This is a genomic window from Desulfopila inferna, from assembly GCF_016919005.1.
Taxonomy (GTDB): Bacteria; Desulfobacterota; Desulfobulbia; order Desulfobulbales; family Desulfocapsaceae; genus Desulfopila_A; species Desulfopila_A inferna.
On sequence record NZ_JAFFQE010000003.1, the window covers coordinates 41,642 to 60,664 of the forward strand.

The 19,023-nt window shown below is 51.1% G+C and carries 20 protein-coding genes; 16 read left to right on the plus strand and 4 right to left on the minus strand.

The features are described from left to right. The first annotated feature begins 63 nt into the window (after positions 1 to 63). The 16 genes from JWG88_RS08425 to JWG88_RS08495 all read left to right on the plus strand — a co-directional run bounded on the left by JWG88_RS08425 (position 64) and on the right by JWG88_RS08495 (position 13,749). Entirely contained in the window at positions 64 to 1,335 is a 1,272-nt protein-coding gene (locus JWG88_RS08425) for a beta-ketoacyl-[acyl-carrier-protein] synthase family protein (RefSeq protein ID WP_205233293.1), read from the plus strand. Beyond that, positions 1,325 to 2,818 carry a phytoene desaturase family protein gene (locus JWG88_RS08430; RefSeq protein ID WP_205233294.1) on the plus strand — a complete coding sequence of 498 codons (1,494 nt, stop codon included), beginning with the start codon at positions 1,325 to 1,327 and terminating at the stop codon, positions 2,816 to 2,818. The genes JWG88_RS08425 and JWG88_RS08430 overlap by 11 nt, the downstream gene beginning before the upstream one ends. After that, entirely contained in the window at positions 2,809 to 4,035 is a 1,227-nt protein-coding gene (locus tag JWG88_RS08435) for a beta-ketoacyl-[acyl-carrier-protein] synthase family protein (protein WP_205233295.1), read from the plus strand. The genes JWG88_RS08430 and JWG88_RS08435 overlap by 10 nt, the downstream gene beginning before the upstream one ends. A 2-nt stretch (positions 4,036 to 4,037) precedes the next feature. After that, positions 4,038 to 4,304 carry an acyl carrier protein gene (locus tag JWG88_RS08440; protein ID WP_205233296.1) on the plus strand — a complete coding sequence of 89 codons (267 nt, stop codon included), beginning with the start codon at positions 4,038 to 4,040 and terminating at the stop codon, positions 4,302 to 4,304. Positions 4,305 to 4,308: 4 nt separating this feature from the next. Then, the gene (locus tag JWG88_RS08445) at positions 4,309 to 5,085 is read left to right on the plus strand and encodes a lysophospholipid acyltransferase family protein (RefSeq protein WP_205233297.1); all 777 of its coding nucleotides are present in this window, start codon (positions 4,309 to 4,311) and stop codon (positions 5,083 to 5,085) included. A 102-nt stretch (positions 5,086 to 5,187) separates the two neighbouring features. Then, positions 5,188 to 6,780: an HAL/PAL/TAL family ammonia-lyase gene (locus tag JWG88_RS08450; RefSeq protein ID WP_205233298.1), complete on the plus strand. Its 1,593-nt coding sequence runs from the start codon at positions 5,188 to 5,190 to the stop codon at positions 6,778 to 6,780. A 4-nt stretch (positions 6,781 to 6,784) separates the two neighbouring features. Then, positions 6,785 to 7,069: a hypothetical protein gene (locus tag JWG88_RS08455; RefSeq protein WP_205233299.1), complete on the plus strand. Its 285-nt coding sequence runs from the start codon at positions 6,785 to 6,787 to the stop codon at positions 7,067 to 7,069. Between the two features lie 10 nt (positions 7,070 to 7,079). Beyond that, positions 7,080 to 7,673, plus strand: a complete 594-nt coding sequence (locus JWG88_RS08460; RefSeq protein ID WP_205233300.1) for an acyloxyacyl hydrolase — start codon at positions 7,080 to 7,082, stop codon at positions 7,671 to 7,673. Further along, positions 7,673 to 7,801, plus strand: a complete 129-nt coding sequence (locus tag JWG88_RS21905) for a hypothetical protein (RefSeq protein WP_306793079.1) — start codon at positions 7,673 to 7,675, stop codon at positions 7,799 to 7,801. The genes JWG88_RS08460 and JWG88_RS21905 overlap by 1 nt, the downstream gene beginning before the upstream one ends. Continuing rightward, positions 7,798 to 9,162 (plus strand): lipid biosynthesis B12-binding/radical SAM protein, encoded by a 1,365-nt coding sequence (locus tag JWG88_RS08465; protein WP_205233301.1) that lies wholly within the window; start codon positions 7,798 to 7,800, stop codon positions 9,160 to 9,162. The genes JWG88_RS21905 and JWG88_RS08465 overlap by 4 nt, the downstream gene beginning before the upstream one ends. 233 nt (positions 9,163 to 9,395) lie before the next feature. Further along, positions 9,396 to 10,586 carry a DUF2062 domain-containing protein gene (locus tag JWG88_RS08470; protein WP_205233302.1) on the plus strand — a complete coding sequence of 397 codons (1,191 nt, stop codon included), beginning with the start codon at positions 9,396 to 9,398 and terminating at the stop codon, positions 10,584 to 10,586. Further along, positions 10,583 to 11,524 carry a lysophospholipid acyltransferase family protein gene (locus JWG88_RS08475; RefSeq protein ID WP_205233303.1) on the plus strand — a complete coding sequence of 314 codons (942 nt, stop codon included), beginning with the start codon at positions 10,583 to 10,585 and terminating at the stop codon, positions 11,522 to 11,524. Before JWG88_RS08470 ends, JWG88_RS08475 begins: the two co-directional genes overlap by 4 nt. After that, the gene (locus JWG88_RS08480) at positions 11,524 to 11,781 is read left to right on the plus strand and encodes a phosphopantetheine-binding protein (protein ID WP_205233304.1); all 258 of its coding nucleotides are present in this window, start codon (positions 11,524 to 11,526) and stop codon (positions 11,779 to 11,781) included. The genes JWG88_RS08475 and JWG88_RS08480 overlap by 1 nt, the downstream gene beginning before the upstream one ends. 10 nt (positions 11,782 to 11,791) lie before the next feature. Beyond that, the gene (locus tag JWG88_RS08485) at positions 11,792 to 12,235 is read left to right on the plus strand and encodes a hypothetical protein (protein WP_205233305.1); all 444 of its coding nucleotides are present in this window, start codon (positions 11,792 to 11,794) and stop codon (positions 12,233 to 12,235) included. Between the two features lie 57 nt (positions 12,236 to 12,292). Continuing rightward, positions 12,293 to 13,030 carry a 3-oxoacyl-ACP reductase FabG gene (fabG, locus tag JWG88_RS08490; protein WP_205233306.1) on the plus strand — a complete coding sequence of 246 codons (738 nt, stop codon included), beginning with the start codon at positions 12,293 to 12,295 and terminating at the stop codon, positions 13,028 to 13,030. Between the two features lie 266 nt (positions 13,031 to 13,296). Then, complete coding sequence (locus JWG88_RS08495) at positions 13,297 to 13,749, plus strand: hotdog family protein (protein ID WP_205233307.1); 453 nt, start codon at positions 13,297 to 13,299, stop codon at positions 13,747 to 13,749. A gap of 81 nt (positions 13,750 to 13,830) precedes the next feature. On the opposite strand, the gene JWG88_RS08500 is transcribed toward JWG88_RS08495, so the two are convergent. The 4 genes from JWG88_RS08500 to JWG88_RS08515 are packed head-to-tail and all read right to left on the minus strand — an operon-like array spanning position 13,831 to position 18,884. Beyond that, positions 13,831 to 15,318: a B12-binding domain-containing radical SAM protein gene (locus JWG88_RS08500; protein ID WP_240194355.1), complete on the minus strand. Its 1,488-nt coding sequence runs from the start codon at positions 15,316 to 15,318 to the stop codon at positions 13,831 to 13,833. A gap of 35 nt (positions 15,319 to 15,353) precedes the next feature. Continuing rightward, positions 15,354 to 15,926 carry a hypothetical protein gene (locus JWG88_RS08505; protein WP_205233308.1) on the minus strand — a complete coding sequence of 191 codons (573 nt, stop codon included), beginning with the start codon at positions 15,924 to 15,926 and terminating at the stop codon, positions 15,354 to 15,356. After that, positions 15,923 to 18,295: an MMPL family transporter gene (locus tag JWG88_RS08510; RefSeq protein WP_205233309.1), complete on the minus strand. Its 2,373-nt coding sequence runs from the start codon at positions 18,293 to 18,295 to the stop codon at positions 15,923 to 15,925. Before JWG88_RS08510 ends, JWG88_RS08505 begins: the two co-directional genes overlap by 4 nt. Further along, positions 18,288 to 18,884, minus strand: a complete 597-nt coding sequence (locus JWG88_RS08515; protein WP_205233310.1) for an outer membrane lipoprotein carrier protein LolA — start codon at positions 18,882 to 18,884, stop codon at positions 18,288 to 18,290. The genes JWG88_RS08510 and JWG88_RS08515 overlap by 8 nt, the downstream gene beginning before the upstream one ends. Between the last annotated feature and the right edge of the window lie 139 nt (positions 18,885 to 19,023).

A 19,023-nucleotide genomic window follows, 5' to 3' on the forward strand; every position in this document is an offset into this window, starting at 1 on the left:
CGCTGCCGCCGGCGGCACAGGTTTTCCCTTTCAGTCCCGGCTGCTAGATATTCACACCAGATAATGCCCCGAATTTTATCACAGGCCCGTCCTTACAGAAAAGTTGTGATCACCGGGATGGGTACGGTTTCCTCACTTGGCCACACAACGGAAGCAGTCAAACAGTCTCTGCAATCCGGAAAAAGCGGCATTTCCTATCTTGCAGAGCGTAAGAAAATGGGCTTCAGGAGTGGGTTGAGCGGGACCATCGAGAACTTCAAGACCCGTTATCCACTGGATCGCCGTTATCGCAAAACCCTGCCTGATTTCGGCATCTGGGCCTGGGACGCCATATGCCAGGCCCTGGAACATGCACAATTGCAGCACAGCGAAATTGCCGAAAACGAGAAAGTAGGTTTTATCTTCGGCAACGATTCATCGGCCGTCACCGCCGTTGAGCAATGTGAGCTTCTCAGAAATGCTGAAAACACACGAGAAATCGGCAGCGGACATATATTCAGACTGTTGACCAGCACCATCTCGCTGAATCTTTCCACAAAGTTGCAGATCAGAGGATCCTCCTGGACCGTCAGCGGTGCCTGCGCCAGCGGCGCAATGGCGATTGGACAGGCCGCCGAGCTCATCGCCGGGGGCTCCCAGGATATCGTCATCTGCGGCGGCGCCCAGGAGATTTCCTGGCAATCAATGTGCAGCTTTGATGCCCTCGGCGCCTTTTCCACCCGTGAGAACGAACCACATCTGTCTTCCAGGCCTTTCGATGACGGCCGTGACGGGCTGATACCATCCGGCGGTGCCGCCGCCCTCATCCTCGAATCAGAAGAGTCCGCCTTAAGCAGAGGCGTTGAAATCCTGGCTGAGGTATGCGGCTTCGGCACGACATCGGATGGCTATCACCTTTCCGTGCCGACGGGTAAGGGACTGCGGCGGGCCATGAAGATCGCTATCGACGATGCCGGTCTTACTCCTGGAGATGTGGATCTGGTGATGTCCCATGCCACATCGACACCGGCCGGAGACGAAAAAGAAGCTGAAGCACTCTGTGATCTTTTTGCCATACAATCACCGCACGACGGACCTTTCATTGCCGCCACCAAAGCCCTTACAGGGCATGAATTCTGGATGGCCGGCGCCTCGCAGGTCGTCTATGGGCTGCTGATGAGCAGGGACGGATACATCCCGGGTCATCCCAACCTCAATACACGGTCCAGTTATGCGGCCAGACTGAAAATACCTGTTGAAACAACTCGTTTTCCCTCCAAAATAATGCTATGCAATGCCGCCGGCTTTGGCGGAGTCAACGCCGCTTTGGTGATCCGGCTGAGAAATGCATTCTGATATTGTCATTATCGGCAGCGGCATCTCTGCCTTGACGGCGGCCGCTCTTCTTGCCAAAAAAGGTGCGCAGGTTCTCGTTATTGAAAAGGAAAGGCGTATCGGCGGGGCTGTTAAGCAGTTTAAACGCAAAGGTATCCCTTTTGATGTGGGTTTCCATTACACCGGCTGTTTAGGTGAGGACGAGATCCTCCACAAACTCTGGAGATTCTGCGGAATCCTCAATCATCTAGAGATACTCCCCTTTCCCGACCACGGTTCCGACAGGATATATCTCACAAACAGGGACAGACCGATCGATTCGTTTTTCTCCTATGAGCGGATTATTCGGGAACTGCAACACTCTTTCCCGCAGGAAAAACTGGCCATATCAAGCTATTTTGACACACTTCGGGCAATTTGCCGGCGTATACCGTTCTATAATCAGGACCTCTCCCTCACCCAGTTTTTGCAGGAATTCAGGAGTTCCAGGTTGTCCGTCAAAGCGTTTGTCCAAGGATTGACCAAAGATTCGGAACTTCAGGCCGTGCTCACCAGCCCTGTTGCCCTGTATGGCATCCCGACAGACAATGCCTCCATTGATGTTCATGCCATGGTTGCGCATGGATATCGCCAGGGTGCCTACTCCGTCGAAGGCGGTGGACAGGCTGTTGTCGACGCCTTCGAACATGTGTGCAAAGCCGGCGGTGTCTCCTTTCTGCCCGGCGTGCAGGTAGCGGAGATTGATTTCGACGACCGTGGGGTAACCGGTGTCAAAACTGATTCTTCTGACAGGATTTCCTGCAACCGCATAATTTATACCGGCCACCCCACCAGCCTCATACCGCTTATGGGCACCAGGGCCTTCAGACCCGTTTACCGCAAGCGGCTCCTGCAGTTGAAGAATACCATTTCCATGAACGTCCTTTTTGGCGTCATGCCAAAACCGCCGCCTTCACTCGAGTGGCACAACCATATATTCCTGCCCGGGGGATCAAATCCTCTGGATAAAAAAAATAATCAGATTAAGGATCGTCTTTTGATGGTTACGTCCACGGCAAGAGGGAGCTTCAGCTTGCGGCAGGATTACAAAAGTGTTATTTTACTGCAGCCTGCCTGGTGGGAGGAAGTAAAAATGTTTGAGAACTCAACTTCGTGCACGCGGCCGACCCTATACCACGTACATAAGGAAGAAATCAGCAGAGCAATGATCGCACAGGCAGAAAAATGTATATCAAGTGATTTTAAAAGGATAGAGCCACTTGCAGTAGGGACGCCGCTTACCTTTCGGGATGAGCTCTCCGCTCCTCAGGGTTGCGCCTATGGCGCATCCCATTCACTCGACCAGTACACCCCTGATATCCGTACCAGAGTGCCGGGGCTTTACCTCAGCGGCCAGTCGACCCTGATGACCGGCATCGTTGGGGCTTCCCTTGCGGGATTTACAAGTGCCGGGTATATATTGGGACTGGAGCCGTTCTGGGAGGAACTGAGATCATGCAGCTGAACAGGGTCGTAATAACAGGACGGGGGGCAATCTCTCCGTTTGGATTGGGTGTTGAAACGCTTTACGACGGTATATGGTCCGGTAGATCAGCTGTGCGCCATATGGAGAAATGGCATGCCATCGGCGGTCTGAAAAGTCATCTGGCAGCTCCCGCCCCGCCCCTGGACATCAAAAAACTGCTGCCCAGACCACTGCGCAGGACCATGGGCACCGCCGCAATCTTCGCCACCCTGGCTGCCGGAGAAGCAGTAAAAGACGCCGGTATCAGCCAATCCGAGATCTCCTCCGGCTTTCTCGGGACAGCGATCGGCTCGACCACAGGCAGCCCTGCAGCCTACGAAGACTTTTACGAGACCTTCCTGCCCAATAAAGAAATGAGTGGGATAAAATCCGGCGAATTCTTTAAAATGATGGGCCACAGCTGCAGCGCCAACGTCTGCCTTGCCCTCGGTATCGCAGGGGAACAATGGGCTCCTGCGAGTGCCTGCACATCTTCGGCCCAGGCTGTCGGCCTGGGGTATATGCTGATCCAGACAGGAAGGCAGCAAATGATGCTTTGCGGAGGAGCCGATGAGGTTCACCACTCCGTCACCGGGGTTTTTGATGTTATCAAGGCTGCATCATATAAAAATGACAGGCCGGAACAGACGCCGAGCCCTTTTGATAGAGACAGGGACGGCGTGGTTTGCGGTGAAGGGTGCGGTATTCTTCTTCTCGAGAGCTATGACTCCGCGATCAGGCGCGGTGCGAAAATTTATGCCGAGATTATCGGGTTCGGCAATGTCAATGACAGCAAGCATATAGCCAGTCCGCATGAAGACGCCATGATACGGGCCATGAGGTCGGCACTGCGCGAGGCGAAAGTTTCCTCTGCCGATATCGACTACGTCAATGCCCATGCCACAGGAACGGAACAGGGAGATGTTGCAGAGGCATCCGCTATTTTCGACGTAGTCGGCTCCTTGACCCCGGTGAGTTCACTCAAAGGCCATATCGGTCATACGCTCGGTGCTGCGGGTTCTCTTGAGCTCATCTCGGTTGTGGAAATGATGGCACGGCAGGAAGTCATTCCCACCCGAAATCTCATCAACCCCGATCCCAAATGTCAGCAGATTGATCTTTTGCTGAGGAAGAAGAAACATAAGATCGATTTCGCATTAAAAAACAATTTCGCCCTGGGCGGGGTAAACACCGCTCTTGTTTTAAGGAGAATTTAATCATGATGTCCGAGGAAGAATTACGCCGGAAAGTGGTCGAGGTTCTGGCTGAGGAATTTGAGCTTGACCCCGCTACAATGGTGCCTGATGCCACCCTGTATGACGATCTGGGTCTCGACAGCCTGGATGCTGTCGACATGGTGGTTGTACTTGAAAAAACATTTGGCCTGAAACTCGAAGATGAAGACACATTACGCTCCATCAGAACAATGGATGACCTGCTGCAGTTTCTGCTCAAACTGCAGGATGATAGAGTGATGCAGGACTAGAGTCTTGAAAAAGATACTCCTCAATCTGTACTTCTGGCCGGTCTTTGTCCTGCTTTCCCTCCTCGGAATTGGTCTGCTGCCCTTCATCCTTCTGGCCGGCAGAATTATTCTCAGACGAAATATTGCACATTCTCTGCGGCTTGCCATTGGTCTCTACGGCAGGATCATCGTCCGTGGCGTGGTGTTCATGGCGCCGGTCAAAGTATATGGAAGGCTGTATGATATCCCACGACCGGCAATATTCATAGCCAATCACAATTCAGCCATCGATCCTTATCTCTTCGGCGCAATTCCCGGAGAACACTGCTTTGTCACCTCATGGCCATTTAAAATTCCGATATACGGCCCACTGATGAAGCTGGCCGGATACATCAATATCAGCGATGGCTGGGACACTCTTCGACAAAAATGCAGGCAAAGGCTCGAGAAAGGCGTTTCGGTCATTATCTGGCCCGAAGGTCACCGTTCCCGGAACGGTAAAATCGGCAGATTCAGAAAAGGAGCATTTCAGCTGGCAGTGGAAACCGGTTATCCGATCCAACCGGTCTGTATATTTGGTTCAGGCGATGTGCTGCTGCCGGGAGAAAGGTTCCTCTCGCCGGGCAGGGTCAGGCTGCGGCTGCTTGCTCCTATCTATCCAGCCAGGAAAGGCGATCTGCAGACCCGGACTTTAGAACTTCGCCGGCAGAGCTTCGAGGCCATAGAACGCTGCCTTGCCGAATATGGTCCCGACAGCGGATATCCTGCCTGTTCTCTGCTGACTCCCCAGAAGGGGGTATAAGTAAAAATGGGCTTTTATAAAATCTCCAAGGCAGGCAGCGTGAAACCGGCTGAGTTTCACCGGCATTCAGAAAAACCTATAATTTTTTTATAACCAGTAATTATGAGCAATACGTCAACCGTTGTTCTCAATGGTGAGGATCTCACCTATGCCGATATCGTCGCCATTGGCATCGGCGACAAAAAGGTTGCCTTGGCGTCACAGGCGATTGAGCGCTGCAGCGCTTCCAGAGCATATCTGGAGGATGCTGTCAGGCAGAAAAAAATCATCTACGGGGTGAATACGTCCTATGGCCCGATGTGCAATAAAATTGTCAATGACCGCGATCTCGAGTCCTTACAGACCAACCTCATAATCAGTCATGCCGCAGGCCTGGGCGAGCCGATCCTGCCGTCTATAGCTCAGGCAATCCTCGCTGTCAGGCTCAACACCCTGGTAAAGGGATATTCAGGTGTCCGTATCGAACTCCTAAAATTGATGCAGGGGATGATTAATTCCGGTATCGCCCCCTATATTCCTGAATGCGGCAGTGTCGGCGCCTCCGGAGACCTCATCCATCTGGCCCATATGTCTCTTGCCATTATCGGTAAGGGCAAGGTCTATTTGAACAAAGAGCTGATGAATGCCGAAGAGGCTTTTGAAAAGACCGATCTCATACCACTGGTCCTCAGCTACAAGGAAGGTCTGGCCTTGATGAATGGTACGGCGGCTATGACCGCGATTGCTGCCTTCACTCTGTCCGGCGCGGAAAAACTCTATAACGTTGCCTGCGTAAACGCCGCTTTTGCCGTGGAAATATTCGGCGGTATCGACGATGCTTTTGATGAGGATCTTCATCTTCTCAAGCCGCATCCCGGTCAGATTCGTGTTGCCGAAACAATCAAAAAACTCTACAAAGGCACAGGCAACATCACCCTGCGCGAGGACATGCACGAGAGGATCAGGAGCCAGCATCATGGTGATGTCCCCGTGTTCGAAACCAATATCAACGTTCAGGATGTCTATTCTATCCGCTGCACTCCCCAGGTATTGGCGCCGGTCCGGGAGACCCTCGATTATGTCACCAGAACCATCGAAATCGAGGCAAATTCGACCAACGACAATCCCGTCGTCATTCCGGAGAAAAATAAAATTATCCATGGCGGCAACTTCCATGGTCAGAGCATCAGCTTTGCCATGGATGCTCTTTGTATTGCCATTTCGACCTTATGCAATCTCTCTGAGCGACGCACCAACAAGCTTCTCGATAAAAGCCTGAACGAGGGTTTGCCGGAACACCTGATTCCCGGAGAAGTCGGACTCAACATGGGATTTATGGGAGCGCAGTATCTCGCCACCTCCTCAACAGCTGAAAACAGAGGGCTTGCCGCGCCCATGAGCGTCAACTCCATATCCTGTAACGCTTCGAACCAGGATATAGTCAGTATGGGGACAGTAGCTGCCCGCAAAGCATTCCGGCTGGTGAGAAATGCCAAGCATATAATTACTTTGGAAATATTGGCGGATCTCCAGGCTTTGTCCTTTCGAAATTCCGACAAACTGGGTCATGGAACCGGGAAAATTTATGATTTACTGAACCGTCACTTTGAAGTGTATGACGATACACGCATCTTTCATGATGACTTGCTGAAATTCCGCAAACTCCTCTTCACCGGTCATCTCTTCGAAACACTTTCTCCATATCTTCCAGAATAAGACCATGACTCTTCTTGAAAAATTCTACTCCGTCTTTGCTGTTCTCTTTGTCTTCGGGCTGATTACCGTCTTTTACCTCTATCCCGAAACGAGGCATTTCAAAACACTGTTGCCCGTGAGCCTGGTTGGAGTGGCAATCAATATTGGACTTATGTTCATCGTGCTTCGTGACGTGATCCTGCGCAAATTTCCGAATCAGTCGATCAGGTACATATGGATCGGCATCATTCTTATTTGCTGGCCGACTATATTGTACTATCTTCCCAAGTATGGCTTCAAAAAAAGATAATAGGATCCGTATGCCGAAAAAATTCAACCTCCCATATCTTATCGTTCTCATCTGCCTTTTTCAGGCGATGCTGCTCAGTTACCCCCAAAAAGCTACTGCGCGGGAAGCAGAGAATTCCGATACTGATCGATGGGCGATCCTCACCGGCTATGGTTCGAGTCATCCGGGCTGGGGGGAGACCGAGACGCGGGTCGAGACCATTGATCTCGCTCTGCGGCGAAAAATTGTCATCTTTGAGGATATGGGAAAGTCATGGTATAGCGGTTCTCATTCATTGCTCATCGAACTGCCGCTGCACTTTCTCCTCGATTATGACACGCCGATGGCCGGGCTAAATTTTTTAGCAAACTACACCTTCAGCGCCTGTGCTTTACACCCATATGTCTTTGCCGGAGGCGGGCCTGTATATGTCGATGCCGACATTCCGGGAATGGGATCGGACTGGAACGGAAACTACCAGATAGGTTTCGGCGTACAGCTTCCCATGAAAAACGACCATACCTTCTTTGTCGAGGCACGCTACCATCACATCTCCAATGGTGGCATAGAAGAACCGAATGTACCCCTCAATTCCGCGAAATTCTTAGTTGGAATGACTTTTTGATGAAGACTTATAACCTTCCCTTATCGGCAAACAGAGACTGCGTCAAAAAGATCTGCTGCTCTACTCTCGTCAATGAAGGCATCGCCGCTCATGCAGAAAAAGCACATTTCGTGCGGGAGAAAAAATGACAGCATTGAACACTCAATCGAAGGGATACTGTCTGTTGATATCCGCCAACATGGTCTCGGCACCTTATCCGGTATATCCAATCGGTATTGCTCATTTAATAGGGGCGCTGCGCCGACAGGGTCACCGCGCCGACCATTTCGACATGCTGGCCTCCGAGGGATACCCCAAGTTGGAGGAGATACTCAGTCGTAACAACTATGATGCCATTGGGATCTCCATCCGCAATATAGACAGCGTTGACAGTTCCTCCCCCACGGCAATGATAGAAGATATTGCCACAGTGATCGAGTATGTCAGAGAGCGTTGCCGGACAACACCGATTGTTCTGGGTGGACCTGGTTTTTCCATTATGCCGAAAGAGCTGATGGACTACCTGAAGGCCGATTACGGTATCGTAGGTGAAGGAGAGGTGGCTTTTCCTCAACTGCTGGAAAAAATCGCTTCAGGAGAACATATACCCGAGCGTCTCATTTCCGCAAGCCTGAGCGACTTCCCGGATTGCCCGCCGATTTTTCAAAAAAACATCGCCGAGTACTATATCGATCACGGCGGTATGCTCAATGTTCAAACCAAGCGAGGATGCGGTTATGGCTGCAGCTATTGCTCATACCCGACCATCGAAGGGAAAAAACTTCGCTTCCGGCCGGCCGAAGAAGTTGTTGAGGAAATAGAGAGGCTGCGTCGGCACGGGGCACGCTACATCTTCTTTACCGACGGCGTCTTCAATGATCCCTCTAACCATTACCTCGAGGTGGCGGAGGCCCTGATCCGCTCAGGCAACTCCACACCATGGTGTGCCTTCTTTCGCCCTCAGAAAATGGGCAGGGAGGAATTGCGGCTGCTTAAAAGAAGCGGCATGGCGGCCATGGAACTGGGCACCGATGCCTCTACCGACCAGACCCTTGCCGGTCTGAACAAGGGGTTTACCTTTGATGAAGTTCTTGCCCTGAACCTAACCATTGCCGAAGAAAATATACCGTGTGCCCATTTTATTATTTTCGGTGGGCCTGGTGAAACACCGGCTACAGTGCACCAGGGTCTTGAAAATATAGCCCTGCTTGGAGACTGCATTGTTTTTGCCTACATCGGCCTGCGCATCCTGCCGGATACCCGCCTTTATAAACAGGCTGTTGCCGAGAAGATCATCACCGCGCAGACCGACATCATCAGTCCCATCTTCTATTACTCTCCCGATATCGACAGAGAGTTCATCGACACCGAACTGCGCAACTCTTTCGCGGAAAGAAGAGACAGGATATACCCGATGGCGGAGCTGGAACACTATGTCCGCCTCATTCATTCCCTGGGTCACAGCGGACCGCTTTGGGAGCGTATGTTATCAAGATATCTCAAACAATGATGGCGTCGCGATAAGCACCCGTACGGGCATAAACTCCGACTTCGAGAAAGCCCGATCTCCGGCGTTGCAGGTTTTTGGCAGACCTTCGACATACTACCTGTATAGTCGAAGGCCTGCCAAAAACACTGCGCCTTGTATATCGAGCTTTTTATCTAGCCATCTCAGAACTTCGTGGCAACTTTTTATGAGTCCATCCAGGCACCTTCAATGATCTTTTACGAAATTATCGAACAATGAGCAAAACAGCGGAGCCTCTCATCGTCATCCCGGTGTATAACCACGGGACCACGCTGGTCGAAGTCGTCCACAGAGCCATTGCCACCGGGTATCAGGTGCTGGTTGTAGATGACGGCAGTGACGACAACTGTCTGACTCCCCTTGCAGATCTGCAATGTCAGAGCTTACAGCTACCCCGCAACATGGGAAAAGGTGCAGCCATCCTTCATGGTGCCCACTATGCCGCTTCACAGGGGTTTGAGACCATGGTCACCATAGATGCGGACGGCCAGCATGATCCGGCCGATATTACAGGACTCATTGCCGAAGCCCAAAGAATTGCCGCACCCTGTCTGGTGCTGGGGGCCCGCCGAATGATCCAGGAGAGCGTTCCCGCATCCAGCCATTTCGGCAAACATTTTTCTAATTTCTGGGTGCGGCTCGAATGCGGGTATGATCTTCCAGATACTCAAACCGGGTTCAGGCTTTATCCGGTCAAACAGCTTCTCAGTCTCAAACTGACCCGAACAAGGTACGACTTTGAAATTGAATCTCTGGTCAAACTGGCATGGGCGGGAATTGCCGTCTCCTCCGCCGCCATCCAGGTGCATTACCCGCCTGCCGGTCGGCGGATCAGCCATTTCCACAAATTCAAGGACAATATCCGCCTCTCTCTGCTGCACAGCAGGCTTATCATGAGACGGCTGATGCCCTGGCCTCATAGACAACTTGTTGCCAAACCACCTCTGCCGGAGACAATCAAGGAAAATCTCTGCAGGAATCCGTTGAAGATACTGGCAGAAATCTGTAAAGAGCATACTTCACCCCTGTGGCTGGCCATGGCAGTCTGGCTCGGCATTTTTATGGGAGCCCTGCCGCTTATTGCCTGCCATACTGTTGCCATTATTTATGTGGCCCACCGGCTGCATCTCAACAAAATTGCGGCTGTAGCCGCCAGTCAGTTCTGTATGCCGCCCCTGGTGCCTGTTATTTGCATCCAGACCGGTTACTATCTCAGGAAGGGAGAATTCCTCCTGGATCTCTCCTGGCAGCGCTGGCTTCTGGAAATCCATGAACGGCTCTGGGAGTGGTTTATAGGTTCGCTGCTTGTCGGTCCGCTCCTCGGTCTGGGTGGGGCATCGATAATGTACTGGATGGCTCTGCGTATCCATACCCAGCGGAATCTCAAACCCAGCGTCAAAACATGAATGCGGCATTGATTAGCAACCTCCTCGAGCGGCTGGGACATTTGTTTTTTTATACGGTTCTCAAATTCTGTGGACTGCGTTACGCCTATGTCTTTCTTTACCCCGTCATTTTTTCCTATGTTCTGTGCAGTAGAAAAATCCAGGGCATCACCTCTTCCTATTTGAAGAAAAGATTCCCACATTTCTCAAACAGACAGCTTTTCTGGGCCACCTTTGATAATCTTTTCGCATTCGGGCAGGTTCTGGTGGACAGGGCCTGGCTGGGACTCAAAGAAAACGCAGAGATGACCTGCACCATTGACGGCAAAGACGATTTGTTCAACACTGTCGCCGCTGGAAAAGGCGTGGTGCTGGTCACCGCACATGTCGGGCCCTGGCAGACCGCCATGGCATATCTCAATGTCCTGCCGGTTAAAGTCCATGCGCTGATGCAATATGATCAGTCCGCCGCCGCAAAACACTTCTTTGACCTGGGGAAGAAAAATCGCCATTTTAATATCATTGACACCGAAGGCCCATTCGGTGGACTGGTTGATGCCGCCGCCGCTCTGCAGCGCGGTGAAATAGTCACTATCATGGCAGACAGACACATAAAAGGAAGCACAAAGGAAGTTGAATTTTTAGGAAATAAGGTTAGACTACCTGATGCTGCCTACACTCTGGCAGCTTGCTTTGAGGCCCCTGTCGTTATATTTCTGGCAGCAAAGACAGGAACCACTCATTTTGAACTGAAAGTATGGAATACCTTCTATCCCAGATTTGAAGACCGATTAAACAGGGATGAGGTGCTGCGGGAATGTTGTCGAAAGTATGCCGCAGCCCTTGAACAATATGTGAAAAAATACCCATACCAATGGTATAACTTTTTTGAAATCTGGAAGCAGGCTGATGTTGACTCTTCCTCAAAGGCACCTATTACAAATACATTGCAAAAATAATGGAAAATCTTAAAAAAAAATTAAAGGAGATCCTTGTTGAGGATTTAAAAATCCCGGAGAGCAGCCTGGCAAAATTTGGTGATGACGAACCGCTTTTTGGTGAAGGCCTGGGACTCGATTCACTTGACGCCGTTGAACTTGCCGTACTCATCCAGAAAAACTTCAACGTGCAGATCATTGACATGGATGAAGGTCGCAAGGCCTTTGAAACACTAAATAAGCTGGCGAAGTTTATTGTTAAAAAACAAGAATCTTAAAGGAGGTAACATGCTGAAAAAAATATTTGTACCGGTAATTCTGCTTTTTTTCTCCCTGGCCGGCGCGGCTTCTGCTGCGGATGAACTGCGGCATCTTGATATCGATCTTGCCCTCCAGAACGTCAAGGTAAAGGAAGCTGTCCCTCCCGACATCGAGCTCTATTTCGCGGGTCAAAAACATCCTGCTGTGCAGAAAGAATACGGCATTTTCAGAACCTCAAAGCGCACCAACAGTTTCATGAAAGACAAAACCGATTCCTGCGAGTGGGCTCTTGCCTCAGCACTCCTTCACCTCCAGGAAAGTGCGGTAAAACACGGCGGCAATGCTGTTATCGACATTACCTCCAACGTCAAAAACCAAAAGAACCCTTCCAGTGTTCAGTATGATTGCCTTGTCGGAGGAATGATGGTTAATGTCGCCCTGGAGGCGAAAATCGTCCAATTGGCCAAATAGCGCCTGTAACATCTCTGCTATGACAGACTCTTCGTACCACAATTCTCAAGGATGACAATGGACAGTGAAAAACCCAGGGATATTATTTTTATTAGTGGAGCGAGCCGAGGAATAGGAGCGGCAATAGCTGTTTATCTGGCAGCAAGTGGTTTTGACATCTGGCTTAATTACCGGAGTTCCCACGAGGCAGCGGCGGCCGTCAAGGAAAAGATAGAACAGCATGGAAGAACCTGTTTACTACTGCCCTTCGATGTAGCTGACAACCACAAGGCCAAGGAGATCCTTGAGCCTCTCCTGCAAAAGGATACTCCCTTTGGTTTAATCCATAATGCCGGAATCACCCGCGATACACTTCTGCCGATGATGAAGAAAGAAGAGTGGGACGATGTCATCAATGTTCACCTGAACAGCTACTACACGCTTGGACGAATCTTTTCCCGGGCCATGATCTCGGCCAAGCGTGGCAGAATAATAGCAATTTCTTCTGTTTCCGGTGAAACCGGCCAGGCAGGTCAGGTGAACTACTCGGCGGCCAAGGCGGGATTGATAGGAGCATCGAAGGCCCTGGCCAGAGAGCTTGCCCGGCGGAATATCCTGGTCAATGTGGTCTCTCCCGGTCTTATCGACACTGAAATGACCCATGGATTAGCTGTTGACGAGCTGATCGGACTCATTCCGTTGCGCCGCCTGGGAAGAGCAGATGAAATAGCAGGAGTCGTCAGATTTCTGCTCAGCGACGAAGCATCCTATATTACCGGCCAGGTATTCAGCGTCAATGGCGGCCTGTATATGTGATGGACTCGTTTAAAGCTCGATCTTCGTCGTTGTAGCATCTGGAACAACGATTTGGCGTACTGCTTGTACTGCCAAGTCGTTGTTCCAGATGCTACGCCTAGAATATCGAGCTTTAAACGAGTCCATCTTTCAAATTCGATGATTCTTTTCTACATTTATCATATATCTTCAGCATATATGTGGTAAACATTAAAGACGGAAAGCACCTTTCAGTACCTTAACATACCATCAGGCACGTATCCAGCTCAACTGGATTAGATTAAAAGATGACACTTCCTCCTACAAAAACCATAGAATTGCCATGTCCTGCGGAAAACTTGATAATCCACCGGCCGCCGATGCTGCTGATCGATCAGCTGCTCGAAAGAGAAGGTGACAACGCCGCGGCATCCGCTTCTTTAAACAGCGATAGTCTCTGTTTTTCAGCGAGCAGAGGTATTCTTCCCGAATATTTCATTGAAATTATGGCCCAGACGATGGCGGCAGCCAATGGCTATGACGCTCTGGTCAACAGCACAGCTCCCGGAGATGGTTTTATTGTCGGAATTGATACCTTCTCAATCTTCCATATTCCGGAGGGGGCGAATGATTTCCGTGTGGAGGTCGTAAAAAATATGGAATTCGGCTCAATGAAAATGATGAATGGTGAAGTCTTTTGCGGCTCGACCCACGTGGCCTCCGTTGAGCTTAAAGTCTGGGAGCAGGAGGCGTCGCGATAAGCCAATACGGGCATAAACTCCGCTTTCGAGAAATCCGGCTCTCCCGCGTTGCAGGTGGAATCATCATGTTTTCATGAAGTTCTAGTCCCCATTGCCGATTCGTTTGTTTGTCGAGGTAAATCGGATAAAGGATGGCAGGTTACGCAAAAAGCGCAGCCAGCTGTCCGGAGATTTCCAGAGCATGGTGACATAACTCCAGATAACCCGGGGCCGCTGAAAATGAGTGCGGTAGAAATCGATGAAGAGTTCCTCCAGCCGTTCCGGTTCCATGCCTTTGGGAATAAACTGGAATTGCATGCAGTCCATTTTTTCCCAATCCTCATGAAAAATCCCCATGCTTCCCCCGCCTTCTTTAATCTGCCGGTATACAGGTGAACCTGGAAACGGGGTGAATTTAGCCAGGTTGAAATCATCGATCGGCAGGGAGTAGACATATTTCTGACTTTTTCTGATACTGGCCTCGGTTTCCCCGGGCAGCCCCATCATCAGCAGCCCCTTCACCCGGATTCCCGCTTTCTTGATCAGCATGATCTTCTCCCGCATCATCTCCAGATCGGGATTCTGGCGGTGAGCGGCAAGCAACTCCTCGTCTCCGGTTTCGATGCCCAGGCTGATCATCCAGCATCCGGCCGCCTTCATCAGCTCCAGCAGTTCGAAGTCAAGATGTTCGGCCCTGGCCGCACAGTTGAATGTCATTCCCAGCGGCTCTGCGATGACCTTCCGGCAAAAATCCACGACCCGCTGACGGTTGAAGGTGAACTGGTCGTCATAGAAGTTGAGATGGCGGATATCATAGGTCTCATTCAGATAGCGGAGATGACGATAGAGATATTCGGCCGAATTATAACGAAAGCTCCGCTTGAAGACCGATCTGTCGCAATAACTGCAGGCGTATGGGCAGCCGCGGCTGGATAAACAACTGCCGTTGGGAGCTTTGGGATAATTGAAGATGGGCAGGGTGTAAGCTTCCGGATAACCGGCAAGTTTGGCGTAATCGGGAAACGGCAGAGAGTCCAGATCCAGCAATTCTTTGCGTCGACCGGTAAAAAAGGCAGTACCAGTGGAATCCCGCAGCACCAGACCAGCCACTTTCCCCCGTTGGTCCGCAGGGATTTCCAGCAGCTCCCGGAGCGTTTCCTCGCCCTCGCCCACCACTACATAATCAATACTGGGGTAGACAGCAAGCACCTGCTCCTGCATGGCGGAAACATGTACCCCGCCGAAAACGACCTGAATTTCCGGCAAGATACTTTTTGCCAGTCTGGCCAGTCTTTCGCCGTCGAAAAAACTGGAGGTGGTGCATGAGAATCCGATAAACTGCGGTTGGTCTTTCCGGAGACAGTCGATAATCAGGTCATCGGAATCCGGATGGGCATAGCAGTCGATGATATCATTATCAAGACCATGGCTGGAAAGATAGGCGGAAATAGAAGCCAGTCCGAGCGGCGGCATGATATTGGCGACCCGCGAGATATCCTGCCCCGCTGACTTGGCACTGTAGCCAAGAGGGTGGATGAGCAGAATGGCTTTTCCATTGGACTTTTCTGTGGCAGGATTTATTCCGTGCAAAGCAGATTTCCTTTTTTTCAATTAAGTAGAGCTTGTTAGTGGTTCATCATAGGTTCAAGTTCAATACTCACACCCAGCCATGGCTGACTATAGACTACTGTCTCTTTATCACCCTCAATTGTGCTGCCCGAGGCTTGCCATATCGTAAAAAACCCTGTTCTAGCATGTTTTTTCCATGACTTCTCTTTGGTCTCCACATGGTTTTCACGGCAAAGCCGATAGAACCATGAACCGGCACAAGGCATTCTACCAGGTTCCTGCAGATATATTCTGGATAAGGCCTCAGAGAGAAACGGGGCAAGATCGGACTCCTTCAATGGTCCTTTTGCCTGCAGATTGTGCCCTCCCCCTCCTGACACCTCCGCTTCCAGAAGTTTTACCCCGGTGGCATCCAGCAGAATATAGGAAAATTCCGCATCTTTCCGCAACCCCAGAAAACCTGAAAAAAGTTCCTCATCCCATCTTTCGATACGAATAGTCAGTAATTTATTTGGCTTACTACTTACTCCGATGGTGTCCGTTCGGATGGCTGGGGAAAGACCGCAGGAAGTCAGAATGAAAAAGATACCGCAGCAGTACAGAGATAAGAATGAGATTTTTACATTCATTTTTTTTGACCGAATACCAGGAGAGAAGGACTAACCAGAACCGCTGTCGGCCAGGCCACACCTATTCCCACCAGCACAGTCACACCGAGGGCATGAAGGGCGGGATGTCCGGCAAAGGCCAGAACCCCAAACCCTATAAGTGAACTGGCCGCACAGATACTCACCGCCCGGGTGGATGTCGATTCCCCGCCGGAGAGTTTTGCACAGACAATAAAGATACCATAATCGACACTGAGGCCGATTACCATTATGCCCATGATAACGTGCATCATGTTCAATTCCCTGCCGGTCAGAAGGCAGAACACAGACATGGCGGCAAGAGCCGAAGCAACCGGAGCCAGCACCGCAGCCACCGCTCTGGTGTTACGGAACTGCAGAATGACCAGCAAGGTGATGATCAACCCTGCAGCGCAGGACAGGGTGATAACATCATGGCGGAGCAGCCGCTCCACCTCCGCCTGCCATTTTTTGTTGGCAAGAATATGCACACCTTCCCCTTCTTCCTCAAATTCGAGGAGCTTAGCCAGAATCGAGTCATCAATGGCCACAGTCGTCATGGCCAGATGTGTAGTATCCCCCGTAAGCGGATCAGACGAGATCTTCAGCATCGAAGCAAAAAGAGGCTGCAGGGGACCACCCAGAAACACTCCCGGCGACAGGTGACGGGGATCGGCGTCCAGCCACGAAAAAAACGGGACAAAACCATTTTCGGCAAAACCACTGGATACGGCTGCAGAGATGAACTGATCTTTAAAGCCAACTCGATTATCCTTCCAGAATTGCTGCCACCCCCGGAGGTTGCGGTCCTGCGCCTGGGGACCGGGCAGCAGTGGTGCAAAAGATTGAAATTTTTTCACACCCTGCTCCTGCAGGAAACGGTATATCCGGTAATTCGTATCAAGCACATTATCCGGATTAGCACCGGTGGCGAGGACAAAGGCCTGCTCGCCTCCTCCCCCCCAGTTCTGATTAAAATGACGCTCATCGCTCTCCACCTGCTTATCCGGAACATCAAGAGCCCGCAGATCGCCATTGTAGCGGAGCTGAGGCCAGGAAATCACGCCCAGGACCAGGAGCACCAACCAGCTCAGGAGAATAATCCCGGGGCGTTTCGGTGTGGAAAATTTCAACCACTGAGTTTGGGGTTGGGCAGAGTTCCGGGGCCTCAAATTGACAATGGCCGGAATAACCAGAAAGGCACACAGCGAAGAAAGCACAATTCCTGAAAAAGCGAGTAAGGCCATCTGCCGGTGACTTGGAACCTCGGAGAAAAGCAGGACGATAAAAACGGAGGAAGTTGTCAGAACGGCATACAGCAATGGCCTCATCACCCTCCTCATCGCCTCGCCTTGGTTTCTGCCGCCCGCCATCAGAGCCAGATACAGGTGGATGGAGAAATCGACAGCTATGCCGAGCAGTACAATACCAAAGCCAAGGGCAAGACCACTCAATTTGCCGAATGCCAAAGCAGTCAGGCCTATCGCCAGGGGGGCAGCCAGGTAAGGCACGCTGATCACCAGCAGTGCCCGGATGTCCCGCAGGGCAAAGCCGAGTAAAAGAATCAGAAGAACAGTTGCCACAGGCAACAGCATCCGCAGATCGCTCTTGATTGTCCGGCTGTTGGCCAGGGTATGCGGCAGGCTTCCGATGACACTGGCCTTAATACCTGAATCCAAGGCCTGGCTAAAAGCATCGTCCAGGAAGCTCTCTATCTCTGCAGCCTGTGCCGAGTCGGTAAGGGAACCAGAGGCTTCGGCCACCACAAGGCAGCTCAGGCCATCCCTGCTCATAAAAAAGCCCTGGTCAATCTGCACCGCATACTCGGAGCGCATATGATTAAGCTTCCCGAGCGCCAGGGCGGTAAAACCCAAAGGATCGACCTGCACCTGTCTTTTCATGGCTATTCCGGCAGGACTGTTGAGCAGGGCGAAGGAGTTTCGCAGCCCTTCCTGTATTCCGTCAGGCGAGATTTTGGCGGCCAGCTTTTCAAGATCCTCTTCATTGAACAGTAAAGGCAGGGAAGGCTGAAGGCCGGCAAAGAGGGCAGTCTCATAGCCTTCAGGCAAACGGGACAGCACATAGGAAAAATGTCCGCTTTCCGCCAGCAGATTGCCCAGTTTTTCGGTACTCTTCTGCAGAACCTTTTTGCTGACAGGGCGAGGTATATGCTCCTGGTCGGCGTAAACGGTAATAAATACCCGGTCGACCAATCCCATCTGCTGCAGCATCCTGAGATCTCCCTGAACCGCTTCGCCCGGCAGCAGGTCAAAGGCATCTTCACTCAGCCTGAGGTCTCTGCAAAAAAAAAGGCCCAGGGAAAAGACAAGAAGCATGATGAGCCAGCGCGAAAAGGCAGCGGTTTTACTCATTGTTGCCACAGGTATTGAACAGTAGGTCGGGGGTATCGCCGTTCAAGACATAGGAATGGAAGCTGATGATGGTGCTGTCGCCTCCGGGTTCAACGATTTCCACCTTCTCGGGTTGTTTGCTGATGGTGTTGAAAGCGATGGTCACGGTACCGATATATTCACCGACCGCCTCGTCCTTCGGGGTTATGCGCAGGGAGGTTCCCTTTTTCTCAAGAATATAATGATCCCTTAGACGCGAATAATCACCTCCAAGCCACAGCCACAGCTGCTCTGCCACGGTACGCATAACAGGGTCTGAACCGAGATTGAAATCGACTGGCGCAGCCTTGTCATTGCAGCGCATGCCCTGATCACCGTTGAAGATGAGAACGGACGGAATCGGTGAAGTAAATTCCCAGCGCAGCCGGTCTGGTCGAACGACATTCAGTGAGCCATGAAAAATTACCGGTTCGGAAAAAAGTGCCAGTCTCCTCTCCTGAACGAATTCACTTGAGAAGGAATGGACCTGCGCTGATGCATTTTGAATTTCCTCCAGAAAGCTGTGTAATTCTTCCGCCTCCGATGCGAAACCGGATTTTGGAAAATTCATTATCAGCATCGTTACACAGAGTAGCAGAAGTGGGATTATCAACGGCCCTACGGCATGTAACCCAGACTGGTCGTACTTATTTCTGTAAATCATCTGATATAGAGTCCTGATATTATTTCCCTTTAATTCCACTTCAAGA